Genomic DNA, 23,536 nt, shown 5'->3' with positions numbered 1-23,536 from the left:
CCAGGGTGCCACAGCGCCACCGGACCGTTATCGGCGACTGGCGGTCCACCCGGGGAATTGTTGTCACCCGATCGGACTACCAGGTGCCGGCTTCGACGTGCTCCCACATGCCCAGGACGGCCTTCGCTACGACGATCGGCCGTTCCATCTGCGCCACGTGGCCCGTTCGCGGCAGGACGAGCAGCCGGGCCTTCGGGATCACGCGGGCCGTCCGCATGGCGCGTCTCACGGAAATGACCCGGTCCTCGCGACCCCAGACCACCAGGGTCGGGGCCTGCACCCGCGGGGCCGACGCCCACAGCGACGCCTTCCCGAGCGTCGACCACGCGCGGAAGATCGCGAACGTGCTGCGCGCCATGGCCGGCGCGGCCCACTCGAACCCGGCGCGGGCGCCGTGCTCCTCGGCCAGCTCGTCCAGCCGGCTCTCCGGGAACCGCGAGGGGTCGGCGAAGCACAGCTTGATCACCTGCGCGGCGCGTTCACGCGGGCCCAGGGCGGCCAGCTGCGCCCGCACCCGCGCGCCGACCAGCGGCAGGTACGCCAGCGCCATCCGCGGGTCCGACAGCCGCCGCGGGTCGGGGCGGCGGTCCGGCATGGCGGGCGAGATGAGCGTCAGCGTCTTCACCAGCTCCGGGCGCCGTTCGGCGATCAGCAGCGCGATGGCGCCGCCCATCGAGTTGCCGAGCAGGTGCACCGGCGCGCCGGCTGCGACAGCCGGGGCTCCGCCCCGGGCCGGGGGCTCCGCCACCCGAACCCCCGAAAAGCCGGTTTCGATGTGCCGCGCGACGACCTCGGCGTGGGCTTGGAGGCTGAAGTCGAAGCCGGCCTCGGGCTCGGAGCGGCCGAAGCCGGGCAGATCGGGCGCGGTGCCGCCGGCGACCGGCGCGAGCAGCGCGGCCAGGTCGGTCCAGTTGGTCGACGAGCCGCCGAGGCCGTGCACGTAGACGGCGGGCACGCCGTCCGGGCCCGGGGTGCGGCGGACGTGGAGCCGGGCGGTGCCGACCTCCTCGAACGTCGCCGGCCAAGCCGGGATCATCGGCTCGAGGGAGGGCAGCTCCCTCGACGAAAGGGGCACGTGCGTCAGCGGCGCCCGCGAGGTCACGGGGGTGTTCACGGATCCAGGATGCCCGACACTTGGCAAGGCATCCATACCGGCGAGTAATCTTCAGGTCGACTTCACGCGGTGGCGACCCCGCCCGTCGAAGGGGCGAAGACGGGAGGAAGAGCATGACGGAGATGACGCGGTTGCAGCAACGAGGGGTGCGGCTGCCCCGGACGGAGCGCCGGGCCCAGCTCCTCGCCGCGGCGCAACGGGTCTTCGCCGAGAACGGCTACCACGCGGCCGCGATGGACGAGATCGCCGAAGTGGCCGGTGTCAGCAAGCCGGTGCTCTACCAGCACTTCCCCGGCAAGCTCGACCTGTACATCGCGCTGCTGGAGAGCCACGTCGACGAGCTGGTCAAGCGCGTGCAGACGGCACTGGACTCGACCACGGAGAACCGCCAGCGCGTCCCGGCGACGGTCGGCGCGTTCTTCGACTTCGTCAGCGAGGACGCGGGCGCGTTCCGGATGGTGTTCGAGTCCGACCTGCGCGGCGAGCAGGCGGTCCAGGAAGCGGTCGACCGGGCGACGTCGGCGAGCGTGGACGCGATCACGGAGACGATCACGGCGGACGCGGGCCTCGACGAGGACAAGGCGCGGCTGCTGGCGGTGGGGCTGGTCGGGATGAGCCAGGTCAGCGCCCGGTTCTGGCTGCAGCACCACCAGTCGATGAGCCAGGAGGAAGCGGTGGCGCTGACGGCGAACCTGGCGTGGCGCGGCATCGGCGGCGGCTTCCCGCTCAAGGACTCCTGACCCGGATGTCATGAACGACTCTTTCATCGCGTCCGACGCCATGAAAGAGTCGTTCATGAGGTTTTGGGCGAGCCTTCAGCGGCGGGCGGCCACCCGGACCAGGGCGTTTACCTGCCGGGCCACTTCGAACGGGCGCTCCTGCGGCAGCATGTGCCCGGCTCCCGGATAGCGGACGAACTCCGCGTGCGGCAGCTCGTCCGCGATCACCTTCGCGTGGGATAGGGGACAGAGCCGGTCCTTCTCCCCCGCCAGCACCACCGACGGGACGTCGCAGAGCGCGCCCAGGCCGCCGACGCCGCGGTGGGCCGCGATCGCGTCCAGGAACCGTCCCGCGCTCGCCGGGTGCGCGCTCAGCAGCTGCTCGACGACGCTGTCCACCTGTGCCCGCCCCGGCCGGTCACCGAAGACCAGACGGCGCGCTCCGGACCGGACCACCCCCGGCCGCAGCCGCAGCGTGTCCGACCGCAGCCGGGCGAGCAGGCGGGCCACCCGCGGCGAGAAGCGCGTCACGCCGCGGCCGACCAGGCCCGGGAAACCCAGCGTCAGCTGGTCCATGTCGCCCGACGACGTCGCGACGAACGCCGCGCCCGCCAGCCGGTCGCGCACGAGAGCAGGGTGCCGTTCCGCGAGCACCATGAGCGTCATCCCGCCCATGGAGTGCCCGGCCAAGATCAGGGGCCCGGCAGGGACGCGGTCGGCGATCACCTCGGCGAGGTCGTCGGCGAGCCGGGCGATCGTCGCCGAGCCCGGGCGGGCGGGCGCCGAGCCGCCGTGGCCGCGCAGGTCGTAGCGCAGGACGCGCACACCGGGGTCGAGGTGCGGCAGCACGAAGTCCCACGTCCGGTGGTCCTGCGTCCAGCCGTGCACCAGCACGAGCGTCACCGCCGAGTCGGCGGGCCCGGACTGCGAAACGTGCAGCGCGGCGCCGTCGCTCGCGACGAACCGGTGCCCGGCCGATGGGTCGCGCAGCCGCGACGCGGTCGTCATCGGGCCGCCGGCAGCAGGAACGACTTGCGCCAGAAGTACTTCCCGGGCAGCCCGACCAGGCCGGACTCCTCCAGGAACGGCATGATCTTTTCCCCCGCCCACGCGATCGTCCCCTGCCAGTGCGGGTTGTTCAGCGCGGCCTCGACGCCGTCGCGCGGCCGGATCCCGACCGCCTTGTAGACGTCCGGGTTGATGAACGCCCGCGTCACGAAGTACGAGATGAGCGCGATGACGAACTGCTGGTAGGCGATCTCGGCCTTGGACAGCTTCGCCATGCCGCGCGTGACCTCTTCGCGGGCGAAGGTGACGTGCCGCGCCTCTTCCAGCACGTGGATCCGGTTGACCATCCGGACCAGCGGCTGGACGCCGTCGTCGTTCATCTGCTCGCGCTGCAGCCGGTCCAGGACCTCCTCGGCGACCAGGATCGCGCCGTAGCGCGCCGGGCCGTAGGAGATCGTCGGCATCAGCTTCGCGAGCTTCCGCAGCCACGGCACCGGGCCGTAGGCGGGGCAGCCGATCCGCGACGCCATCCGCGCGAACATCGTCGAGTGCCGGCATTCGTCGGCGATTTCGGTGAGGGCGAACTGCGCGTGCGCCGACGTCGGATCCTGCTCGTAGACCTCCTTGAGCAGCATCTGCATCAGGAGGATCTCGAACCACAGGCCGGTCGTCGCGACGCTCGCGACCTCGTGCTTGCCCAGCTCGATGCGCTGTTCCGGGGTCAGCTTGTCCCAGAGTTCGGTGCCGTAGAGCGAGGAGCGCTCGTCCAGGATGAAGCGCTTGCCCTCGACCAGGGGCGCCGTCCAGTCGATGTCGACGTCGGGGTCGTAGAACTTGTTCGCCGACGACTTGAGCAGGCGGTCCGCGGTCTTCTCGCGATCCGGTTCCTTCAGCGTCCGCGTCATCGCCGACACCCCTTCCAACATGTAACTTGAGGTAACAGTTACCTCTGGTAGCATGAGCCCCGTGATCGAACGTGTCAAGCGCTCCGGCAAGCAGTCCAGGTCGTCGTCCCGCGACGAGGAGGCGACCGGCGACGCCCGGCGCGACCGCTGGCGCAAGCACCGGATCGCCCGGCGCAAGGAGTTCGTCGAGGCGGCGCTGAGGGCGCTCGACACGCACGGTCCGGACCTCGGCATGGAGGACGTCGCCGCGGAGGCGGGCGTCACGAAACCCGTGCTGTACCGGCACTTCGACGACAAGGCCGACCTCTACGTGGCCCTCGGCCAGCGCGGCACGGAGATCCTCTTCGAGCGCCTGATCCCGGCGATCAACGCGGAGCTCGCGCCGGTCCCGCGGATCCGGATGGCCCTCGACGCGTTCTTCACGGTGATCGAAGAGCACCCGAACCTGTACCGGCTGCTGGCGCACGGGCGGCCGGAGAAGCCGGTGTCGTCGGACGTGGTGGCCGAGGACAAGGAACTGATCGCGACGGCGCTGACGGCGCTGCTGGGCGACTACATGCGGATGTTCACCATGGACTCCGGCGCGGCCGAGCCGTGGGCGCACGGGATCGTCGGCATGGTCCAGAACACGGGCGAGTGGTGGCTGGACCGCCGCTCGATGAGCCGCGACTCGGTGGTCGAATACCTGACCCAGATCATCTGGGCGGCGATCGATGGGCTGACCCGCCAGAACGGCGTCGTCATCGACCCGAACCTGCCCCTGGAGGCCAACAAGGTGGTCCAGCTGGGCCGCGCGAAGTCTTCGGAGTCCTTGGAGGAGACGTCATGAGCGAGCACGACGAAGACGGCTACAGCGGCCCGGCGACGCTGGTCGTCGACGGGGTTTCCCTGACGACGACGGTCGAGCTGCGTGGGTACTTCCAGCCGATCGACGGGTATTACCGCTGGTACGGCCGCGTCGCGGTCGACGACGAGCTGACGCGGCTGGCCGGCGGGAAGAAGAAGGCGGTTTCGATCCAGGCCGGTGAGTACACGGCGAGCGGGGAGCTGTCGGACCCGGACCCGTGGGGGCGGTACCGGATCATGGGCACGAGCACGCCGCCGTTCCACGTCCCGACGTCGCTGGAAGAGCTCAACGCCTGAAACGCCGTGAAGGCCACCTTCAGGAACTTCAAGTTCCTGAAGGTGGCCTTCACGGACTTCGGAACCGGCTCGGCCACCCCGCGCGGTGGCCGCACCGGCCGGCTCAGGGGTGGCGGGGGCCCGGAAGTTCGCGCCCGGGCAGCCAGCCGTTCGGGATGTCCGTCGCCCGCCACTTGCGGATGCTCAGGCGGACCGCCGTGACCAGGGCGTCGAGGAACGGCGCCGCCTCCGGGACCTTCGCCACGAGCAGCGAGCGCACCATCTGGTCGTCCTCGGCCGGGACGACCTCCGCGAGCGCCTGCGCCTGCAGGAACGGCTGCATCGGCGAGCCCGTCGACACCACCACCGAAACGACCGGGTTCTCCCGGACGGCAGCCAGTGTGCGGCCCCGGTCCTCGAGCACCAGGTTCAGCGTGAACGGCCCGGTTTCGGCGAAGTACACCCCGCCCACCCACGGGCCGTCGCTGCCCGAGGTCGCGAGGAACATCGACTTGTGCGCGGAAAGGGTGTTCCGCACGAGATCCGCCACGTCGCCGGCCATCGGCTCGACAGTGGTCATGCTGGCTGCTCCCGGAGGTCTCCGTCCGGGCCCCGTGGCCCGGATCGCCAGCCGAAGTTAGGCGGCGGAATCGCGACACTCCAAGGAACACGCACCGATCCGGTGAAAGCGCCCGCCCACCGGCGCGGCAGCACGAAGGCCACCCCGGAAAGTTCCCGGGATGGCCTTCGGCCGTTCAAGACGAGTCAGTCGCCGACGCCGAACCCGACCTTGCGGACGTCGGACGGGGCGATCTCGACGTACGCGATGCGGTCGGAGGGGACGATGTACTTGCGCCCCTTCTCGTCGCTGATGCGGAAGAGCCCGTCACCGGCCGTCAGGGCCTCGGCGACCAGCTTCTCCACCTCTTCGGGAGACTGGCCACTGGACACCACCAGCTCGCGCGGCGTGTCCTTGATGCCGATCTTGACCTCCACGTGGGACCTCCGCTGGAAATTCGTAAGGGATGTGCTCGGCAAGGCTAACCGAACCGGCTCGTTCCGGTGGCGCATGTCCGCGCCCGACCGCGTCGTCACTTCCGGGTACTCCATCGGGATCAGCCCAGGCCGAGCGCCTGCATGCGCTTCGTGTGCCCCTGTTGCAACCGCCGGAACAGCGCGGCGATTCCGGAGAGGTCGCCCGATCCGCCGATGATCAGCTCGGCCAGCCCGTCGCGCTCGGCGACGACGTACTGGGCCTGGGTCAGCGCCTCACCGAGCAGGCGGCGCCCCCACAGGGCGAGCTTGTCACGGGTCTTGGGGTCGGCCTCGATGCCGGCCGCGACCTCTCGTTCGGCGAAGGCCGAGTGGCCGGTGTCGGCGAGCACGGTGAGCACGAGGTCCTTGGTCTCCGGGTCGAGCCAGCTGGCGATCTCCCGGTAGAGGTCGGCGGCCAGCCCGTCCCCGACGTAGGCCTTGACCAGCGACTCCAGCCACGACTTCGGCCGCGTCGAAGCGTGCCAGGCGTCGACCTGGGCCACGAACGGCGTCATCGCGTCTTCGATCTTGACGTCGTGCGCGGCGAGGTGCTGGGCGAGCAGGCCGTAGTGACCGATCTCCGCGGCCGCCATCTGCGCCAGCGCGGCGCGCCCGGCCAGCGTCGGGGCACTGCGCGCGTCTTCGGCCATCCGGTCGAACGCGGACAGTTCGAGGTAGGCGATCACACCCAGAAGGTCTACGACGCCTTCGAGTGTCTCTTTCGGCTCGGTCACGGGGGCAGGGTATCGCCGAAGCACCCGGGCGTGTCGGGACGAGACCGATCACACGGGTTCCGGCGTGCCGGGTACTGTCGAAAAACTGCTGACCAGGTACACTGCGAATGATATAGAAGCTTCCGTACGCCATACCGGCGTCGGGATCAGGCAGGTCACGTGGCTTGCCGACGTACTGCAATGTGCGTGCACGCCTCTTCCGGCATTCCCGGGACGGACCGGTTCCGCGCTTGAAGATCAGCGCCAGGGACCAGGGTTTACTCCCGGTCGAGTGTCGAGCGGACCCAGGGCTGTGCGCGCTGGTCACGAGAGAGGCGATCACCCTGACCGCAGAAATTCCCACAACCGAACAGACCCCCGCCGTCGCGCTGGAACACAGCGAGACCGGCCCGGCCGCGCTCGACATCTCGCACCCGCTGCAGGCGGGCGTCGAGGTCGAGCCCGAAAACCCGACCTTCGCGTCCTTCGGCGTCAAGCCGGAGATCGTCAAGGCTCTCGGCGAGGCCGGCATCGAGCGCACGTTCGCGATCCAGGAGCTCACCCTCCCGCTCGCGATGGCCGGCGACGACCTCATCGGCCAGGCCCGCACCGGCATGGGCAAGACGCTGGGCTTCGGCGTCCCGCTGCTGCACCGCGTCGAGGTGCCGGGCGACGGCACTCCGCAGGTGCTCGTCGTGGTGCCGACCCGCGAGCTGTGCATCCAGGTCGCCAACGACCTCAAGGGCGCCGGCAAGCACCTCGGCATCCGCACCCTGGCCATCTACGGCGGCCGCCCGTACGAGCCGCAGATCGAAGCCCTGCGCAAGGGCATCGAAGTCGTCGTCGGCACCCCGGGCCGCCTGCTCGACCTGGCCGAGCAGCAGCACCTGGTGCTCGGCAAGGTCCGCGGCCTGGTGCTCGACGAGGCCGACGAGATGCTCGACCTGGGCTTCCTGCCCGACATCGAGCGCATCCTGCGGATGGTGCCGGACGAGCGGCAGACGATGCTGTTCTCGGCCACCATGCCCGGCCCGATCATCACGCTGGCCCGCACGTTCCTGCGGCAGCCGACGCACATCCGCGCCGAAGAGAACGACGCGAGCGCGATCCACGAGCGCACCACCCAGTTCGTCTACCGGGCGCACTCGATGGACAAGCCCGAGGTGATCGCCCGCGTCCTGCAGGCGAAGGACCGCGGCCTCACGATGATCTTCAGCCGCACGAAGCGCACCGCCCAGAAGGTGGCCGACGACCTGGTCGAGCGCGGCTTCGCCGCGGCGGCCGTGCACGGCGACCTGGGCCAGGGCGCGCGCGAGCAGGCGCTGCGCGCGTTCCGCTCCGGCAAGGTCGACGTCCTGGTCGCGACCGACGTCGCGGCCCGCGGCATCGACATCGACGACGTCACGCACGTCATCAACTACCAGTGCCCGGACGACGAGAAGACCTACGTCCACCGCATCGGCCGCACCGGCCGCGCGGGCCGCACCGGTGTCGCGGTCACCCTCGTCGACTGGGACGAGATGCCGCGCTGGAAGCTGATCTCGGACACCCTCGGCCTCGACAAGCCGGAGCCGGTGGAGACGTACTCGTCGTCGCCGCACCTGTTCGAAGACCTGGGTATCCCCGCGGGCAAGACCGGCCGGCTGCCGCTGGCCAACCGCACGCGGGCGGGCCTGTCGGCCGAGGTGGAAGAAGACCTGGGCGGCAAGCGCCGCGGCCCGCGTGGCCGGGGCAAGCCTGGCGAGACGACCCCCTCGGAAGACGCGCCGCGCAAGCACAACCGCACCCCGCGCAAGCGGACCCGCGGTGGTTCGCAGGCGGGCGAGGCGGCCGAGGCCGCGGACAACGCCGCCGCCCCCGCTTCCTCGGACGACGCTCCTGCTTCGGAAGGCCGCACCCGAGCGCGTCGCCGCACCCGCGGCACCGCGCCCGAAGCGACCGGCCCGGCCACCGAGAAGGAAGCCGGCGACAACGCCGAGCGGCCCGCTCGGCGGCGCCGCCGTCGCCGTCCCGCCGCGACATCTGATACACCTGCGTCGGCAGACTGAACCTGAGCGCGGGGGTCCGGGCACGTGAGCGACGTCGAGAAGGCGCCTGAAAACGCGCCTGAAGAGACCCCTGACTACGGCTCGGAGGACGTCCTCGAGGACGTCGAAAGCACTCCGCCCGCCCCGCGCGTCAAGGCGCGTCGCTCGCCTTGGAACCGCGGGCGGGACCGGGTGATGGCCGCGCTGGTCGCGGTGGCCGTGGCCGCCGTCGCGCTGGTCGTCGGCATGACGAGCGACAGCGCGGCGACCGACCGCACCGAAGCGGCGGCGCCTCCGCCGTTGCCCGCGGCGCCGGACAAGGTGCCCGGCTCGCTGGCCGAGCTGTGGAGTGCCCCCAGCGGCGCGACGCCGGTCCCGGTGGTGGCGGGCGACGCGGTGGCGACGGCGGACGGCGGCGAGGTCGCCGCCCGCGACCCGCTGACCGGGCAGATCCGCTGGCACTACACGCGTGACCTGCCGTTGTGCACGATGAACGAGACTTGGGGGCGGCTGAACGCCGTCTTCGCCAAGTCCGAGGGTTGCAGCGAAGTCACGCAGCTGGACCCGGGCACCGGCCGGATCACGGCGCAGCGCAACGGCAACGCGGAGCTGGGCACGCGCCTGGTCGGCGACGGCTCGCACGTGACGGCGACGGGCAAGAAGCTCCTCACGACGTGGCGCGACGACCTGGTGCAGAGCGCCGAGTACGGCCAGGTCCCGGCGCTGGTCAACGCGGGCAAGCAGCCCCGCACCGGCTGCACGTACGGCACGGTCGCGGCGGGGTCGGGCAAGGTCGGCGTGATCGAGCGCTGCCCGGGCGACCCGGCCGACCGCCTGACGGTGTACAAGGCGGCGCCGGAGAAGGACGACGAGCCTTCGGTGGCGTTCAGCAGCGTGCTGGCGGGCAAGCGGGCCCGGGTGATCGCGATGTCCGGCGACCTGACGGCGGTGGTCCTGCCGGAGCAGAAGCTCCTGGTGGTCTACAACGGCGACGGTTCCCAGCGCGCGGCCTATCCCTTGGACGTGCCGGCCGCCGATCTGGCGCAGGACCCGGCGGGCGGCGTCGAAGCGACTACTCAGACCACGCAGAACATGTACTGGTTCAGCGGGTCGAAGGTGCTGGCGTTGTCGCGCGACGACCTTTCGCCGCGATGGACGCTGAGCAGCGCTTCGGGTCCGGGGATTTCGTTCGCGCAGCAGCTGGTGGTCCCGATCAAGGGCGGCTTGGCTGTGCTGAACGAGAACGACGGCTCGACGATCCGCACGGTGGGGGTGGACCGCCGGGGGTACGCCGGGGTGGTCCGGCTGGGCGCGGCGGGCCCGGTCCTGCTGGAAGAGCGCGGCAACACACTGACGGCCCTGAAGTAACCGGCGCCGGCTCAGGTGAGCCAGAAGAGGGTCAGGGCCGAGACGGTGAACAGCACGACCGCCAGGCCGGCACCCGCGGCCGGGACACCGTTGCGGCGGTCCGCGACTCGCTGGGCCAGCAACGCCAGGATCGCCGCCACCGGGTGACCGATCAGCAGCACGGCGCCGGGGCCTGGCGCGCCCGTGTAGAGGTCGATTCCCGCGACCACGAGGACCGCAATGGCCAGGACCGTGAGACCGGCCGCGAGTGAGCCGGTGAATCCGCGCCACCAGCGGCCGCCTGGTTTTGCCGGCTTGGTGCCATCGGCCGAAGTGATGTCCGCCGGCTCGATCAGCTCGGGTTCGACACGGTCCTGAGGCACCGTCTGCGCCTCGGCCACGGCGGGTGCCGTGGCCGGCGGCTCGGTCGGCTGCTGTGCCTCGGCCACGCCGGGCCCAGCCGCCGGCGGCTCGGTCTGCTGCCGCGGAACGTCCGGCGCAGTCACCTCGGCTTCGGACGCGCTCGCCGGGGTGGGCACCGTGGCCAGTTCGTCGGTGTCCGGTGAAGCCACTTTCCCTCCCTGTCAGGGCGCGAGCAGGTCCCACGGCTGCATCTGCGGGGCCGCTTCCTGCCCCGCCTTGCAACTCGGCCGGAAGTCGCACCAGGCGCAACGGCGGTCCGGGCGGGGCGGGAACAGCACGTCCTCCTCGCCGCCCGCGTCCAGGGTATCCGTGGCCAGCCTGAGGTCTCCGGCGGTCTCGTCGGCGCGTTGCAGGTGCCTCCGCAGGCTCTCCGGCGTGTGCTCGGCCGCCGCGATCGTGCCGGTCGGGAGGTGGTGCAGCTCGACCGTCGTGCACGGCATCCGCAACGTCCGCGCCGCCGCCACCGCGTACAGCGCAAGCGCTTGCGATGCCCGGGCCTCGTACTCGTCCGGTGGCCGACGGCCCGTTTTGTAGTCCACGATGACCAACGCGCCGTCACGCGCGTCGATGCGGTCCGCCCGGCCCTCGATGATCATCGACGGCTTCTCCCCCGGCGCCGGGCTCACCGGCGCCGACACCCACCGCTCGAGCCCGACCGGGTCGTGCGTGACGTCGTTGTCCTCGACGTACTCCGCCACCCACCCCTTCGCGCGCGCCCGGTAGCGCGCCGCCTGCTCGTCGCTCTCGAAGCCCGCGTCCTTCCAGTACTCCGCCACCAGCGCGACCGCCCGCTGCGGCACCCGCTTGAGCACCGGCAGGTCGAACAGCGCCCGCAACGCGTTGTGCACCACCGCGCCGAGCGTGCTGTGCGCCCACGGCCCGGTGCGCTGCGGGGTCGGCCGTACGAGGTACGCGAGCCGGTACCGGCGCGGGCAGTCGTCGAAGGTGGCCAGCCGCGCCGGCGACACCTTCGTGAGCCGCACCGGTTGCGCGACGCCGAAGTCGAACCCCATCTGCTCCTTCACGCCGCCCACGCTACGCACCACCACCGACACTTTCCGCGCCGGACCACCACGCAAAGCCGTGAAGGCCTCCTTACCGGCCATAAGAGCCGGTAAGGAGGCCTTCACGGCTTTTCCTACCGCACCACGAGGACCGTGTGCGTCCCGCCGGAAACGGCCAGCGCGCCGCCGGCCGCCGCCCGCATCGGGCGGCCGTCGAGCAGCACCAGGCGGCCGGCGGGAACCACCAGCGAACCGGACGTCCCGCGCGGAGCCGTCACCGTCACCGAGAACACCGAGCCCTGCTGAGTCCACGAAGCCGACAACGCGCCCTTCGGCGTCGGCACCGCTCCGCGCGCCCAGGCAACAGAACCCGGGTGCGGCGAAACCGTCCAGGTCGCGAAGCCCGGCGAAGTCGGCGAGACGCCCAGGAGCTCGTTCGTCAACGCAGGCACGACGCCGGTCGACCAGCCGTGCGCGGCCGACGTGTACCCCTGCTCGTAGTGTGACCCACCCTCACCGATGCCCTCCCACGCCGTGATGCCCGGGTCGTGCGTGGTCATCCAGCCGTACATCCGCTTGATCTGGTCGATCGCCGACGCCGCCTGCCCGGTCCGGAACCGCGCCTGGATCTCCGGGAACGACGTGAACGCGTACACGCGCTTCGTCCCGTCGGCGACGAGAGTGTCGTTGTCCATGAACGGATTCCCGTAGGGCAACGCACCCGCCGCGAGCCGCGCCAGCGCCGAAGTGGCCTGCGACGGCGAGGCGATGCCGGCCAGCACAGCCTGGCTGTTGCCGTCCTGCCCGTGGCGCACCGCGCCCGTCCCCGAGTCGAGGTAGGCCCCCGCCGCCGGGTCCCACAGGTACTGGTTCACCGCCGCCGCGACGCCGGAAGCCCGCGAAAGCCACCGATCCGCGTCGGCCGCGTGTCCCGTCGCCCGCGCGAGGCCCGCCGCGCCCTGAAGCGCCCGGACGTACAACGCGTTGTAGTACGTCACTTCGCCCGTACGCGGCAGGAACGCGTAGTCGCCGTAGCCACCGGTGCCGTTAAGGCCCTTCGCGAGCAACCCGCGCGAATCGGTGACCGACGGGTACCACGCGTCGAGCGTCTTCACGAGGTTCGAGTAGTACGAAGACGCGTACGCGGTGTCGCCCGTGTAGAGCACGTAGTCCCAGCTCGACGTCACCCACCAGAGCGGATAATCGAACAGCGGCAACGTGTAGTCGTTGATCGACGCGGGCGGGATCCAGCCGTCGGCCCGCTGGTGGTCGGCCAGGTCGGCGAGCACGTTGCGAGCCGCCGTGCCGTCCTGGTGCGTCAGGTACTCCGTCAGCCCGGACACGGCGACGTCGCCGACGTACGGGTCCCGGTCGCGCTTCGCGCCGTCGTGCAGCACCAGTTTCCCGTCCAGCGACGGCGAGAACGCGCCACGCGGGTCCACATCGGACTCCCGGAACGTGTCCATGCCCAGCTCATTGGTGTAGGACGCGGCGTACCAGTATTGGTTGAGCTGCTCGTCCGACGACTCGAACCAGCCGCGGTAGCTGGCCGGCGTGCCGAGGAACGGCGTGAAGTCGAGTGAGACGCCGGTGATCCGGACCTCACCGGAGGGCTGGGTGAGCGGCGCGTCCGACGCGAGCGCGTCGAGGCTGATCCGCAGGTAGCGGAAGCCGCGCAGGCCGTCCGCGCACACCTGCGTGCCGCTCTGGCAGCCCTTCGTGTCCCGCCAGACGCTCGGCGTCGCCGGCACGGCGATCTGGTCGCTGCCCGGCCCGCCGGAGAAGTCCGAGCGCGAGAAGTCGGAGCGTTCCCCCAGGTACTGCTGGGTTTCCGACGTCGAGACCCGGATGCCAGGGTGGTTCGCCGACGCGCCCGCGAAGGAGATCTTCGGGTACCCCGCGACGACCTTGCCGAAGTCGACCACCGCGACCGGCACCGGCGGGTCGGCGACCAGTCCGGGCCAGACCTCGGTGACCCGGCTGAACTCGCCCGACGGCGTCGCCTGGTCCTTCGTCACGGTGATCCGGACCTGCGTGGTCGTCACCGCACGGTCGAAAGCCACCGCGCGCTGCACCGCGGTGTTGCCGGTGACGGTCGCCGCCACCCGCCACGCGCCCGCGTCCAGCACCTCCACGGTGTAGTCCTGCGGCACACCGTCCACACTGGACAGAACCGTGACGCCGGGGAGCGCGACCGGCGTGGCCGAGGTGATGGTCAGGACGTCCGGGTAGGCGCCGATCGTGTCGTCGTTCCAGAAGGTGTCCGGGTCGCCGTCGACGGCGTTGCCGGGCACGTACGTTCGCGGCTGGCCGTTCCCGCCGTTGTTCGGCGCGTGGAACGACGACGCGGCCGCCGTCGTCCCCGCGGGCCAGGCCGGCTTCGGTGGCGGCGCCTGCCGCTTGAACGTCGCGACACCCCGGTCGAGCAGGCCGTCCGGGTTCGTGACGTCACCGGTGGTGGACAGCACCTTCACCGGCCGGACGTCCCGGCTCGACGGCGCGACGACGTACTTCTGCCAGCTCGGACCGGGCAGGGCGGTCGCCGCGGGCGCCGCGACCACGCCGCTCGCCACCAGGACCGTGACCGGCAGGATTGCTCTGAGCCACTTCATCGAGGCCTCCGAAAACCGACGCAGGACGGTTGAAACGATTCAAACGCTGGGCTGGGATTCAGGCTGCGGGAGGCGTGCCAACGATGTCAACGAAGCCGGCGGTTCCTGTCCGGCAGGACAACCCGAAAGGCGGGGTCAGCTGCCGCCGTCGATGAAGCCGCGCACGGAGTTCGCGACGAGCTCCACGGCGATGGCCGCGAGCAGCAGGCCGGCCACCTTGGCCAGCAGCGTGATGCCGCTTTCCTTGATCAGCCGGATGACGACGCCGGAGTAGCGCATGCAGATGTAGATCACGAAGTGCGTGGTGATGATCGCCAGCGCCAGGGCGATGTACGCGCCGATGTGGCCGTCGGCCTGGCGGACGAACACGATGGTCGCGGCGATCGCGCCGGGCCCGGCCAGCAGCGGTGTGCCGAGCGGGACGAGCGCGACGTTGACGTCCTCCGTAGCCGCCTCGGCCTCGTGGCCGCTGCCGGTCAGCAGCTGCAGTGCGATGAGCAGGAGCAGCAGGCCGCCGGCGCCCTGCAGGGCCGGGATGCCGATGCCGAGGTAGGACAGGATCGCCTGGCCGGCGACCGCGAACAGGGTGATGACCAGCAGCGACACCAGGACGGCCTGCCGGGCGGCGCGCGCCCGCGTCGCCAGCGGCTTGCGGCCGACGAGGCTGAGGAACACCGGCACGGTGCCGGGCGGATCCATGATGACGATCAGGGTGATCGTCGCGCTCATGAAGAGCTTCGCGTCGAAGACGTCGGCGATCGCCATGTCAGCCCTTCACGACCTGGTAGCCGGTCGCGCGCGAAACGAGCTCCTCGAACTGCCCGGCGTCGGTGGTGCACTCGCCGAGCGCGATCGTCTTGTTCGTGCCGTGGTAGTCGCTGGACCCGGTGACGAGCAGGCCGAGCTCGCCGGCCAGCTCGCGGGTCCGGACCCGCGTCGCCGGGTCGTGGTTCGGGTGGTCGGCCTCGACGCCGGTGAGCCCGTGCGCGGCCAGCTCGGCGAGGGTGTCCTCGCTGATCGTGGCGCCGCGGCTGAAGGCGAAGGGGTGTGCGATGACCGTGACGCCGCCGGCCGCGGCGATCATGTCGATGGCCTCCTCGACCGGCGTGTCGCGGCGGGCGACGTAGTAGCCGCGACGGGGGCTGAGGTAGTCGGCGAAGGCCTCGTCGACGGACTTGACCAGCCCGGCCCGGACCAGCGCCTGGGCCAGGTGCGGACGCCCGGGCGGCGAGTCCTCGGGGAGCAGGCCGAAGATCTCGTCGGCGTCGACGGGGAGGCCGTCGGCGGCCATCCGCTCGGCCATCCGGCGCAGCCGCGTGCGGCGCTCGACGCGCAGCCGGGTCTGCTCGGTGACGACGGGCTCGGACGTCGGGTCGAAGAGGTAAGCCAGCAGGTGGACGCTGATCTGGCGGCCGGTTTCGGGGTCGATCGACACGGTCGACAACTCGGCGCCGGGGACCAGCGTCAGGCCTGGCGGGATAGCCGCGGTGGCCGGGGCCCAGCCCGCGGTGGTGTCGTGGTCGGTGATCGCGACGACGTCGAGCCCGGCACTCGCGGCCGCGGCGACGAGCCCGGCCGGCGTGTCGGTGCCGTCGGAAGCGGTGGAATGGGCGTGCAGGTCGATGCGCATCGTGTCCATTGTCGACGATGCGCTACGTCACAGGTGCGGCGGGACGGCTCAGCCGACGGGCTTCTTGCCCCGGGCGGCTCGCTGGGCCTTGATCATCGAGAAACGCTCGGCCTGCTTCTGCTTGTCGCCGAAGACCAGCTCGGAGATCGTGTCGTAGAACTCTTCGGCCCGCGGCAGGTAGTCGATCCTGTTGAGCGCCTGGATCTGACCGGCCGACTCCACGACCATCGTGCCGTAACCCATCATGCGGCCGGTGGCGGTGCGCACGAAGCTGAGGTCGGTGACCTTGCTGATCGGCATCATCAGCACCTTGGTGGTGAACACGCCGGTGGTCATCACGAACCGCTTGTCGGTGACCACCAGCCGCTCGACCCACCACTCCATCACCTGGTAGGCGAAGCGCAGCACGACGATCAGCGCGACGTACCAGAGGAGGTTCTGGCCGATGTACAGCGCCGGTGGCAGCAGGTAGGACACCAGGACGCAGACGGCCAGCAGTGCGGCCGCCTCGAAGGTGTCCCACAGCAGCACCGCCCAGTGGCGGCGGATCCGGATGACCCGCCGCTCGGTGTCGAGGAGGTACTCGTCGGGGTCGCGTGGCGCGAACATGGTTCGAGGGTAGCCCCGCGATCAGCCCTTGAACACGTTGCTGACGAAGGTGATCACCGATTCGGCCGAGTCCCGGAGGAAATCGACGATGTTGCCGACAAGGCCCGCGGCCTGACCCGGCTGGGCAATGACGAAGAACAGCACCAACGCGATACCGGCGAGGCCCGCAATCTTCTTCACGTTCACCGCGATCAAATCCCGTCTCTTACGGTGACACCGGACAACAGCAGAAATCCTGACTTTTACGTTGTACCGCACTGAACAGGCACACGGGAGGGAAGTCCCGCGCTTGGGGCAGCACGCGGTCCGAAGTGTAGCGTATGGCTACTCTCCGTGTACAGGACATCCGTTTTCACTTCGGTCACGTCTACCCTTCGGGACATGGAAGCCCCTGGGGACACCACGATCCGCTGTGTCGGCGGGATAGCGTTCGACCCGCACGGCCGCTTGCTGCTCATTCGCCGGGCGAACGACCCCGGTTCGGGGCAATGGTCGCTGCCGGGTGGCCGAGTCGAACCGGGCGAAACGGACAAAGAGGCAGTAGTCAGGGAGCTTTTCGAGGAGACGGGACTCGACGTGATTCCCGGCACAGTGGTGGGCACGGTGACCCGGGGGCCGTACGAGATCCACGACTACTGGTGCACGGTGGCCGGCGGGGTTCTCACGGCAGGTGACGACGCTTCGGACGCGCGTTGGGCCGATGCGGCAGACCTTTCGGCGCTCGAGGCGGACGGGGCCCTGGTGGACCTCCTTCACGTCACGCTCCGCGACTGGGAAGCGCTTCCGCGGGCCTGAAAAGCCGTGAAGGCCCCCATAACGGCTATAAGAGCCGGCAAGGAGGCCTTCACGGCTCACGTCAAAGCGGCAGCCAGGTCATCCGCTGCCCGTGCGGTGCCGTACGGGCCAGCGCGTGCGCTTCCGCCTTCCCGCCCTCCCAGCGGACCACGCCGAGTGTCGCCGAGCCGTCGGCGCCGGCCAGATCGTCCCGGCCCGGCAGGACCAGCTCCAGCCCGGCGCCGTAGAACTCCTCCGACACCCACCACAACGGCCGCGACGCCGCCAGCGAAGCCAGCTGCGCGACGAACTCCGAACGCCGCTCGGCCGGGAAGTACGCCAGAGCGTGGCTCGTCACCACCACCAGCGGCCCCTCCAAGGTCGCGGCAGCGGCGTCCAGGTCGTCGACGCCGTCCCCGGCGATGAGGCGAGGCCGGTGCTTCGCCTGCTCGGCCGCCGCCGTCCTCAGGAGCCGGATGCGGTCCGGCTGATCGGCCCAGACGCACGCCTCCAGCCACGCCAGCTCGTCCTCGTCCGACAGGTCCACCGGCGCCCGGTCCAGCCCCGCCCGGTCGAGCAACGCGAGCTTCTTCGGCAGCTTCGGCGCCGCCGCGCCGGGTGCCAGGTCCAAAGCGCAGTGCAGGCCGACCGACGTCTTCGCCGGGCCCGCCGTCAGCTGCTCGCCGCCGTCGCACTGGTAGCGGTAGCCGAAGCGGTCCAACCCCAGCAGGAGCCCCGCGCTGCAGCCGACCTCCAGCAGCGAAACCTTCCCGCCCGCCTCCTTCGCCGCCCGCGCGACGCCCGGGTACAGCAGCGCCGCCCGCCGGACCTCGTTCGTCTGCGTATAACGCGACGAAATCAAGGCACGTGCCTTGTCGGAACGCTCCAGCAGGAACGACCGGAACAGCGGCCAGGTCTCCGAGTCGACGCCGTCGAAGCCGCCCAGCGACGGGTAGTACCGCGAAAGCGGGTGGATGGGGTCGGCCTGCACGAGCCGGTGCGCCGTCGCCATCAGCAGCGTCCCGCGCACCTCGCCGTCGCGGGCGGCCGAGAGCAGGCCCGCCACGTCGTCGTCCTCGGCCGCCTGCAGCGCCAGGTGCTCGTACAACGGTGAAACGCCGCGGGCCTCGACTTCCGCGAACGTGCGGAGGATGCCCTTGATCGCGTCCAGGTCCATCAGCGCCTCATTTGTGCAGAGCTCATTCGTGCGGCACCGGCCGGCCCGGCTGCTCCCCGCCCCGAGTTTCCCCGTAGGAGCGCTTCGGCACCATCACCTTCCGCCGGAAGGTGCACACGATCAGGCCGTCCTGCTTGTAGCCGCGGGTCTCGACGTACACGACGCCGCGGTCGTCCTTGGACTTCGACGGCGTCTTGTCCAGCACCTCGGTCTCGCCGTAGATGGTGTCGCCGTGGAAGGTCGGCTTGACGTGCTTGAGCGACTCGACCTCGAGGTTCGCGATGGCCTTGCCGGAGACGTCGGGCACGGACATCCCGAGCAGCAGCGAGTAGACGTAGTTGCCGACGACGACGTTCTTGCCGAAGTCGGTCGTCTCTTCGGCGTAGTGCGCGTCCAGGTGCAGCGGGTGGTGGTTCATGGTGATCAGGCAGAACAGGTGGTCGTCGTATTCGGTCACCGTTTTGCCCGGCCAGTGCTTGTAGACCGCACCGACCTCGAACTCCTCGTAGTACCGCCCGAACTGCACTCGTCTCTCCTGTTCCGCGTAACACCGCGTGAGCCTGGTACGACACGTATCCGTGGTGAGGAGTACCCTCAACCATTGGTTCTCGTGCGTCAACGCGAGCCGTACCACTCTGCACCCGGCCCGGAGGAGGTGAGGAACCCGATGAGTAGTGGCGATAGTCCGCTCCCTAGTAGTCCCAGCGTTCCCACCTCACGGGTCGTCTCCAGGTAGGCCTTCTCTCTCGGGGAACGCTGGTGTCGCCGGGCGGACGCGTTCCGCCCTGGTCAGTCGTCTCGCACGACCACGCACGACGCCCAGGAGATCCCATGCCTGCCATTCCCTCGCTCGGCGGCCTTCGCGGCCGCGGCAACAAGGGCGCCGTCCCCGTCCGTCCGGTCCCGGTGCCGCTGTCCGCGTACGTCGTGGACTGCGCGGTGTACGTCGCGGGCGAGCGCCTGCCCGGCCGCTGGACGCACATCGAAGCCATCAAAGAGGTCCGGAAGCGGCACGAGGGGTTCGTCTGGATCGGGCTGCACGAGCCCGACTCCCAGCAGATCCAGGGCATCGCGGAGACGTTCGGGCTGCACGAGCTGGCCGTCGAGGACGCCCTCGAGGCGCACCAGCGGCCGAAGCTGGAGCGCTACGACGACACGCTCTTCCTGGTGGTCAAGACCGTCCGGTACGTCGAACACGAGTCACCCACAACGGCGAACGAGATCGTCGAGACCGGCGAGCTCATGGTGTTCCTCGGCCGGGACTTCGTGATCACCGTCCGCCACGGGAACCACTCCGGCCTGGCGCGCCTGCGCCGCGAGCTCGACGACGACTCCGAGCGCCTGCAGCTCGGCCCGGCCGCGGTCGTGCACGCGATCGCCGACCACGTCGTCGACCACTACCTCGACGTCACGGGCCGCATCGAGAACGACATCGACGTGATGGAGGCGCAGGTTTTCGCGCCGCGTTCGCAGGTCAGCGCCGAGCAGATCTACCTGATGAAGCGGGAGGTCCTGGAGCTGCGCCGGGCGGTGATGCCGCTCGCGACGCCGATCCAGCGGCTGGCCGAGGGCTACACGCGGCTCGTGCCGGACGAGGTCCGCTCCTACTTCCGCGACGTCGCCGACCACCTCACGACCGTGTCCGAGCGGGTGGCGGCGTTCGACGAGCTGCTGTCCACCCTGGTCGACGCGACGGTCGCGAAGATCTCCCTGCAGCAGAACACCGACATGCGCAAGATCACGTCGTGGGCGGCGATCATCACCGTGCCGACGATGATCGCCGGCATCTACGGGATGAACTTCGACTACCTGCCCGAGCTGCACTGGAAGTTCGGGTACCCGCTGGTGATCACCGTGATCCTGGCGATCTGCCTGTTGCTGTACCGAATATTCCGGAAGAACGGCTGGCTCTAGGTCCCCTTCCTCCCCACCGGAATCCTTCGGAGAACCGCCATGTCCAGGATGTTGTCCAACCTGAAGTTCTGGGCGCTCACGCTCAGCGTGCTGTGGATCGTCGTCATCACTTTCGTCATCGTCGCCGACCCGGGGTTCGCGCACGGGATGAAGTAGTCCCCGGCGTCGTACCCTGGGGCCATGCCGAAAGCGCTGGTCGTCTCCGACGAGGTCGACGAGCGGCTGTGGACCGACGCGGTCCGCGCCGTCGCCGTCGACCTCGTCATCGGCGCCGGCGACCTCCCCTACGACTACCTCGCGTTCCTGGCCGGCGCGCTCGACGCGCCGTGCGTGTTCGTGCCCGGCAACCACGACCCGGACCTGAGCGGCTACACGCGCTACGGCGGGCTGTCCATGAAGGACGGTTTCCCGACGGTCTGGCCGGGCCCGGCGGGCGGCGTCAACGCCGACGGCCGGGTCGTCGACGTCGCCGGGATCCGGTTCGCCGGGCTCGGCGGCTCGATCCGCTACAACGACGGGCCGAACCAGTGGACGCAGCGCCAGCAGGCCCGCCGGGCCCGCCGCCTGGTGCGCCGCGCGAAGTGGCGTCGACGTCGTGACGGCCGTGCCGTCGACATCCTGCTGACGCACTCGCCGCCGCTGGACCTCGGCGACCGGGCGGACCCGCCGCACCGCGGGTTCGCGTGCCTGCACCGGACGATCGACGTGCTGCGCCCGAAGTGGTTGCTGCACGGGCACATCCACCCCCACGGCGAACCGGTGCCGGACCGGGTCGTCGGCGAAACCCGCATCCGCAACGTGGTGGGCCACCGGATCATGGAGTTCTCATGAAAGAGACGGGGTTCCCCCGCGCCGACGCGGAAAACGACTTCCTCCGCGCCCGCCGGGGCCAGGTGCTCTCGCGGCTTTCGACGTGGCTGCGCCGCGAGCCCGACGACGTCAACATCATGCTGCCGTTCCACGAGGTGGTGGAGGCGCTGGGCTACCTCGGCGAGAGCCGGATCGGCCTGCGGGTGATCAAGCTGGACTCGATCGCCGGCACGGTCGACCGCAGCCGCGACTTCGACCGCCGCTTCCGCCCGACGTCGGCCCGGGTCCGCGAACGCTGGGAGCGCCTGGCTTTGGCGTCCCGGCGCGGCGAAGAGATCCCGCCGATCGAGGTGTACCGGGTGGGCGAGCTGCACTTCATCATCGACGGCCACCACCGCGTGTCGGTGGCGCACGCGCAGGGACTGTCCACAATAGAGGCGTCCGTGACCGTGGTCCGGACCAAGCTGAACCCGAGCGGCATCCGCCACCGCGGCGACCTGATCGTCAAGGACTACCGCCGGCTGTTCCTGGAGCGCGTGCCGCTGGCGGGCCACGCGCGGGCGTCGGTGATCGTGTCGGACCCTTGGGACTACGCGAAGCTGGGCGAACACGTGGAGGCGTGGGGGTTCCGGCTGATGCAGGACGAAGGCAAGTTCTGCGACCGGGCGAGCGTGGCGCAGCGGTGGTTCGACGAGGAGTTCGGGCCGGTGGTCGGGATGCTGCGGCAGGCCGGGATGGTCGGGGACCGGACGGACGCCGAGGCTTACATGTGGGTGGCCGCGGAACGGTACCGGCTGATCCGGACCCACCGCTGGGACGACGAGGTCATCGAGACGCTCCGGGCCCGCGGGTCCTGAAGCGCCCCAATGTGGCCTTGGTTGCGTTCAACGCACCCAAGGGGCCCTTCGGTGCGTTCAACGCACCGAAGGCCACATTGGGGCGCTAGAGACCCAGCCCCGCGTCAACGCCAGCTGCCGCAGCTGGTCGAGCTAGTGCGCGGAGGGCCGGGAAGGTTCAACTCACATGTGAACAGCGCCGGGAGCGGCTTCGCCCTTCGGGACGCCCGGGCGCAGCAGCAAGCCGCTCAGCAGCGCACCCGCCGCGAAGATCACCGCCGCCCAGGTGAACGCCGTCGTGTAGCTCTCGATCGACGCCTCGGCCGCCAGCTGCGGCGTCGGGACCTTGCCCGCGAGGTACGACGTCGCCGCGTTGCCGGCCAGCGTCGACAGCAGCGCCGTGCCGATCGAGCCGCCGACCTGCTGCATCGTGTTGACCGCGGCCGACGCGACACCCGCGTCGTGCGCCTCGACGCCGAACGTCGCGACGCTCATCGCCGGCGCCATCGCCAGCCCGATGCCGAAGCCCATCACCAGCAGCGGGCCGAGCACGCCGGAGGCGTACGTGCTCTCGAGACCGATGCCGCTCAGCCAGAACAGCCCGACGGCCGCGATCGCCATGCCCGTCGGCACCAGCGGACGCGGGCCGAAGCGCGGCAGCAGGACCGCCGTCGCCGTCGTGGCGGCCAGCATCAGCGTCGCGACCATCGGCAGGAAGCCGACGCCGCTCTCGATCGGCGTGAACTGCAGGTTCTGCTGCACGTAGAACGTCAGGAACAGGAAGATCGCGAACATGCCGATGGCGAGCAGGAACATCGCCAGGTACGAGCCGCCGCGGTTGCGGTCCAGCAGCACGCGCAGTGGGAGCAGCGGGTGCGAGACGCGCTGCTGCAGCCACACGAACACGCCCAGCAGCACGACGCCGGCCGTGAGGAAGCCCCACACCGAGACCGCCGACCACGAGTCCGCCTCGGCGTTCGCGAAGCCGTAGACCAGCGCGAACAGACCGGCCGACGCGGTGACCGTGCCCGGCAGGTCGAGCTTCGGACGCGGGCCGGCGTCCTTCTGGTTGCTCAGCAGGACCGAGCTGCCGACGAACGCGGCGACGGCGAAGATGATGTTCACGAACATGCACCAGCGCCAGTCGAGGTACTCGGTGAGCACGCCGCCGAGCAGCAGCCCGACCGCCGCGCCGCCACCGCCGATGGCGCCGAACACGCCGAACGCGCGACCGCGTTCCTTCGGGTCGGTGAACGTCGTGGTGAGCAGGGAAAGCGCGGCCGGCGCGAGCAGCGCGCCGAACACGCCCTGTGCCGCGCGGGCGAGCAGGAGCATTTCGATGTTGCTCGCCGCGCCCCCGAGCGCGGACACCGCGGCGAAGCCGGCCAGGCCGACGAGCAGGGCGTTCTTGCGGCCGAAGAGGTCCGCGAGCCGCCCGCCGAGCAGCAGCAGGCTGCCGAACGCGAGCGCGTACGCCGTGACGACCCATTGGCGGGCGTCGTTGGAGAAGCCCAGGTCGACCTGGGCGGACGGCAGCGCGATGTTCACGACGGTCGCGTCCAGCACGACCATCAGCTGCGCCAGGCCGATCATCACCAGGATCAGCCACCGTCTGGCGTGGTGGGGGTTCTCGGCGGCGCGCACGTCCCCCGGCGGCGCGGCCTCGAGAGTGGATTCGGACATGAGTGTCCCCTCACTGGGAGTGATCAGGAAGCTATGTGGAGTAGGTATCTCCCCTTACGCGACCCAAGGTACAC

At 70.4% G+C, this 23,536-nt stretch carries 25 protein-coding genes; 9 read left to right on the top strand and 16 right to left on the bottom strand.

The window, feature by feature from the left end:
- Window positions 1-76 precede the first annotated feature (76 nt).
- Complete coding sequence (locus tag AB0N03_RS23855; RefSeq protein ID WP_364375608.1) at window positions 77-1,114, bottom strand: alpha/beta fold hydrolase; 1,038 nt, start codon at window positions 1,112-1,114, stop codon at window positions 77-79.
- Window positions 1,115-1,227: 113 nt separating this feature from the next.
- Between AB0N03_RS23855 and AB0N03_RS23850 the strand changes: the two genes are divergently transcribed.
- Window positions 1,228-1,854: a TetR/AcrR family transcriptional regulator gene (locus tag AB0N03_RS23850; protein ID WP_364375606.1), complete on the top strand. Its 627-nt coding sequence runs from the start codon at window positions 1,228-1,230 to the stop codon at window positions 1,852-1,854.
- A 75-nt stretch (window positions 1,855-1,929) separates the two neighbouring features.
- On the opposite strand, the gene AB0N03_RS23845 is transcribed toward AB0N03_RS23850, so the two are convergent.
- Both AB0N03_RS23845 and AB0N03_RS23840 read right to left on the bottom strand, forming a co-directional pair.
- On the bottom strand, window positions 1,930-2,841 hold the full coding sequence (locus AB0N03_RS23845) for an alpha/beta hydrolase (protein WP_364375604.1): 912 nt from the start codon (window positions 2,839-2,841) through the stop codon (window positions 1,930-1,932).
- Window positions 2,838-3,746, bottom strand: coding sequence for a diiron oxygenase (locus AB0N03_RS23840; protein ID WP_364375602.1), 909 nt, complete (start codon window positions 3,744-3,746; stop codon window positions 2,838-2,840). The genes AB0N03_RS23845 and AB0N03_RS23840 overlap by 4 nt, the downstream gene beginning before the upstream one ends.
- Window positions 3,747-3,798: 52 nt before the next feature.
- Between AB0N03_RS23840 and AB0N03_RS23835 the strand changes: the two genes are divergently transcribed.
- Window positions 3,799-4,575 carry a TetR/AcrR family transcriptional regulator gene (locus AB0N03_RS23835; protein ID WP_364375600.1) on the top strand — a complete coding sequence of 259 codons (777 nt, stop codon included), beginning with the start codon at window positions 3,799-3,801 and terminating at the stop codon, window positions 4,573-4,575.
- Complete coding sequence (locus AB0N03_RS23830; protein ID WP_364375598.1) at window positions 4,572-4,889, top strand: DUF4873 domain-containing protein; 318 nt, start codon at window positions 4,572-4,574, stop codon at window positions 4,887-4,889. Before AB0N03_RS23835 ends, AB0N03_RS23830 begins: the two co-directional genes overlap by 4 nt.
- 103 nt (window positions 4,890-4,992) lie before the next feature.
- Here the strand turns inward: AB0N03_RS23830 and AB0N03_RS23825 are convergent, their stop codons facing one another.
- The 3 genes from AB0N03_RS23825 to AB0N03_RS23815 form a co-directional block, all read right to left on the bottom strand.
- Window positions 4,993-5,448 (bottom strand): pyridoxamine 5'-phosphate oxidase family protein, encoded by a 456-nt coding sequence (locus AB0N03_RS23825; RefSeq protein WP_364375596.1) that lies wholly within the window; start codon window positions 5,446-5,448, stop codon window positions 4,993-4,995.
- A 185-nt stretch (window positions 5,449-5,633) separates the two neighbouring features.
- A complete protein-coding gene (locus tag AB0N03_RS23820) occupies window positions 5,634-5,864 on the bottom strand; it encodes a DUF3107 domain-containing protein (RefSeq protein WP_125307071.1) in 231 nt (76 codons plus the stop codon).
- A 119-nt stretch (window positions 5,865-5,983) separates the two neighbouring features.
- Window positions 5,984-6,637 (bottom strand): ferritin-like fold-containing protein, encoded by a 654-nt coding sequence (locus tag AB0N03_RS23815; protein ID WP_364375593.1) that lies wholly within the window; start codon window positions 6,635-6,637, stop codon window positions 5,984-5,986.
- A 230-nt stretch (window positions 6,638-6,867) separates the two neighbouring features.
- Here AB0N03_RS23815 and AB0N03_RS23810 point away from each other — a divergent pair, with 230 nt between their 5' ends.
- Window positions 6,868-8,664: a DEAD/DEAH box helicase gene (locus tag AB0N03_RS23810; protein ID WP_364375592.1), complete on the top strand. Its 1,797-nt coding sequence runs from the start codon at window positions 6,868-6,870 to the stop codon at window positions 8,662-8,664.
- Between the two features lie 24 nt (window positions 8,665-8,688).
- Entirely contained in the window at window positions 8,689-10,011 is a 1,323-nt protein-coding gene (locus tag AB0N03_RS23805; protein ID WP_364375590.1) for a hypothetical protein, read from the top strand.
- 11 nt (window positions 10,012-10,022) lie between these two features.
- On the opposite strand, the gene AB0N03_RS23800 is transcribed toward AB0N03_RS23805, so the two are convergent.
- The 7 genes from AB0N03_RS23800 to AB0N03_RS23770 all read right to left on the bottom strand — a co-directional run bounded on the left by AB0N03_RS23800 (window position 10,023) and on the right by AB0N03_RS23770 (window position 16,454).
- Window positions 10,023-10,562 (bottom strand): hypothetical protein, encoded by a 540-nt coding sequence (locus AB0N03_RS23800; RefSeq protein ID WP_364375588.1) that lies wholly within the window; start codon window positions 10,560-10,562, stop codon window positions 10,023-10,025.
- Window positions 10,563-10,574: 12 nt separating this feature from the next.
- Complete coding sequence (locus AB0N03_RS23795; protein WP_364375828.1) at window positions 10,575-11,426, bottom strand: PD-(D/E)XK nuclease family protein; 852 nt, start codon at window positions 11,424-11,426, stop codon at window positions 10,575-10,577.
- Window positions 11,427-11,551: 125 nt separating this feature from the next.
- Window positions 11,552-14,029: an alpha-L-rhamnosidase C-terminal domain-containing protein gene (locus AB0N03_RS23790; protein ID WP_364375585.1), complete on the bottom strand. Its 2,478-nt coding sequence runs from the start codon at window positions 14,027-14,029 to the stop codon at window positions 11,552-11,554.
- A 135-nt stretch (window positions 14,030-14,164) separates the two neighbouring features.
- Window positions 14,165-14,794 carry a MarC family protein gene (locus AB0N03_RS23785; protein ID WP_364375582.1) on the bottom strand — a complete coding sequence of 210 codons (630 nt, stop codon included), beginning with the start codon at window positions 14,792-14,794 and terminating at the stop codon, window positions 14,165-14,167.
- Between the two features lies 1 nt (window position 14,795).
- On the bottom strand, window positions 14,796-15,668 hold the full coding sequence (locus tag AB0N03_RS23780) for a PHP domain-containing protein (protein ID WP_364375580.1): 873 nt from the start codon (window positions 15,666-15,668) through the stop codon (window positions 14,796-14,798).
- A gap of 39 nt (window positions 15,669-15,707) precedes the next feature.
- Window positions 15,708-16,268, bottom strand: a complete 561-nt coding sequence (locus AB0N03_RS23775) for a PH domain-containing protein (RefSeq protein WP_360687943.1) — start codon at window positions 16,266-16,268, stop codon at window positions 15,708-15,710.
- A 21-nt stretch (window positions 16,269-16,289) separates the two neighbouring features.
- On the bottom strand, window positions 16,290-16,454 hold the full coding sequence (locus AB0N03_RS23770; RefSeq protein WP_360687940.1) for a hypothetical protein: 165 nt from the start codon (window positions 16,452-16,454) through the stop codon (window positions 16,290-16,292).
- 195 nt (window positions 16,455-16,649) lie between these two features.
- Between AB0N03_RS23770 and AB0N03_RS23765 the strand changes: the two genes are divergently transcribed.
- Entirely contained in the window at window positions 16,650-17,063 is a 414-nt protein-coding gene (locus AB0N03_RS23765; RefSeq protein WP_364375577.1) for an NUDIX domain-containing protein, read from the top strand.
- Window positions 17,064-17,124: 61 nt separating this feature from the next.
- On the opposite strand, the gene AB0N03_RS23760 is transcribed toward AB0N03_RS23765, so the two are convergent.
- Together AB0N03_RS23760 and AB0N03_RS23755 are read right to left on the bottom strand one after the other, a co-directional pair.
- Complete coding sequence (locus tag AB0N03_RS23760; RefSeq protein WP_364375575.1) at window positions 17,125-18,219, bottom strand: DUF2332 domain-containing protein; 1,095 nt, start codon at window positions 18,217-18,219, stop codon at window positions 17,125-17,127.
- A gap of 22 nt (window positions 18,220-18,241) precedes the next feature.
- Window positions 18,242-18,745: a MaoC family dehydratase gene (locus AB0N03_RS23755; RefSeq protein ID WP_013223004.1), complete on the bottom strand. Its 504-nt coding sequence runs from the start codon at window positions 18,743-18,745 to the stop codon at window positions 18,242-18,244.
- 305 nt (window positions 18,746-19,050) lie between these two features.
- On the opposite strand from AB0N03_RS23755, the gene corA reads away from it, so the two are divergent.
- The 3 genes from corA (at window position 19,051) to AB0N03_RS23740 (ending at window position 21,800) form a co-directional block, all read left to right on the top strand.
- Window positions 19,051-20,133 (top strand): magnesium/cobalt transporter CorA, encoded by a 1,083-nt coding sequence (gene corA, locus AB0N03_RS23750; protein WP_364375572.1) that lies wholly within the window; start codon window positions 19,051-19,053, stop codon window positions 20,131-20,133.
- Between the two features lie 180 nt (window positions 20,134-20,313).
- Window positions 20,314-20,964, top strand: coding sequence for a metallophosphoesterase (locus AB0N03_RS23745; RefSeq protein WP_364375570.1), 651 nt, complete (start codon window positions 20,314-20,316; stop codon window positions 20,962-20,964).
- Window positions 20,961-21,800: a chromosome partitioning protein ParB gene (locus AB0N03_RS23740; protein WP_364375567.1), complete on the top strand. Its 840-nt coding sequence runs from the start codon at window positions 20,961-20,963 to the stop codon at window positions 21,798-21,800. The genes AB0N03_RS23745 and AB0N03_RS23740 overlap by 4 nt, the downstream gene beginning before the upstream one ends.
- Window positions 21,801-21,962: 162 nt before the next feature.
- Here AB0N03_RS23740 and AB0N03_RS23735 read toward each other — a convergent pair whose 3' ends face one another.
- The gene (locus AB0N03_RS23735) at window positions 21,963-23,462 is read right to left on the bottom strand and encodes an MFS transporter (protein ID WP_364375564.1); all 1,500 of its coding nucleotides are present in this window, start codon (window positions 23,460-23,462) and stop codon (window positions 21,963-21,965) included.
- Between the last annotated feature and the right edge of the window lie 74 nt (window positions 23,463-23,536).

Source organism: Amycolatopsis sp. NPDC051061, assembly GCF_040682935.1.
GTDB lineage: Bacteria > Actinomycetota > Actinomycetes > Mycobacteriales > Pseudonocardiaceae > Amycolatopsis.
Note: the sequence above shows the minus strand (reverse complement) of the source record. Positions and strands in the feature narration are given on the sequence as shown.

Coding starts and splice junctions, on each gene's coding strand:
- AB0N03_RS23850 (WP_364375606.1), top strand. CDS start 1,228: ATGACGGAGATGACGCGGTTGCAGCAACGAGGGGTGCGGCTGCCCCGG.
- AB0N03_RS23845 (WP_364375604.1), bottom strand. CDS start 2,841: ATGACGACCGCGTCGCGGCTGCGCGACCCATCGGCCGGGCACCGGTTC.
- AB0N03_RS23840 (WP_364375602.1), bottom strand. CDS start 3,746: ATGACGCGGACGCTGAAGGAACCGGATCGCGAGAAGACCGCGGACCGC.
- AB0N03_RS23835 (WP_364375600.1), top strand. CDS start 3,799: ATGAGCCCCGTGATCGAACGTGTCAAGCGCTCCGGCAAGCAGTCCAGG.
- AB0N03_RS23830 (WP_364375598.1), top strand. CDS start 4,572: ATGAGCGAGCACGACGAAGACGGCTACAGCGGCCCGGCGACGCTGGTC.
- AB0N03_RS23825 (WP_364375596.1), bottom strand. CDS start 5,448: ATGACCACTGTCGAGCCGATGGCCGGCGACGTGGCGGATCTCGTGCGG.
- AB0N03_RS23795 (WP_364375828.1), bottom strand. CDS start 11,426: ATGGGGTTCGACTTCGGCGTCGCGCAACCGGTGCGGCTCACGAAGGTG.
- AB0N03_RS23790 (WP_364375585.1), bottom strand. CDS start 14,029: ATGAAGTGGCTCAGAGCAATCCTGCCGGTCACGGTCCTGGTGGCGAGC.
- AB0N03_RS23785 (WP_364375582.1), bottom strand. CDS start 14,794: ATGGCGATCGCCGACGTCTTCGACGCGAAGCTCTTCATGAGCGCGACG.
- AB0N03_RS23780 (WP_364375580.1), bottom strand. CDS start 15,668: ATGGACACGATGCGCATCGACCTGCACGCCCATTCCACCGCTTCCGAC.
- AB0N03_RS23775 (WP_360687943.1), bottom strand. CDS start 16,268: ATGTTCGCGCCACGCGACCCCGACGAGTACCTCCTCGACACCGAGCGG.
- AB0N03_RS23765 (WP_364375577.1), top strand. CDS start 16,650: ATGGAAGCCCCTGGGGACACCACGATCCGCTGTGTCGGCGGGATAGCG.
- AB0N03_RS23760 (WP_364375575.1), bottom strand. CDS start 18,219: ATGGACCTGGACGCGATCAAGGGCATCCTCCGCACGTTCGCGGAAGTC.
- corA (WP_364375572.1), top strand. CDS start 19,051: ATGCCTGCCATTCCCTCGCTCGGCGGCCTTCGCGGCCGCGGCAACAAG.
- AB0N03_RS23745 (WP_364375570.1), top strand. CDS start 20,314: ATGCCGAAAGCGCTGGTCGTCTCCGACGAGGTCGACGAGCGGCTGTGG.
- AB0N03_RS23740 (WP_364375567.1), top strand. CDS start 20,961: ATGAAAGAGACGGGGTTCCCCCGCGCCGACGCGGAAAACGACTTCCTC.
- AB0N03_RS23735 (WP_364375564.1), bottom strand. CDS start 23,462: ATGTCCGAATCCACTCTCGAGGCCGCGCCGCCGGGGGACGTGCGCGCC.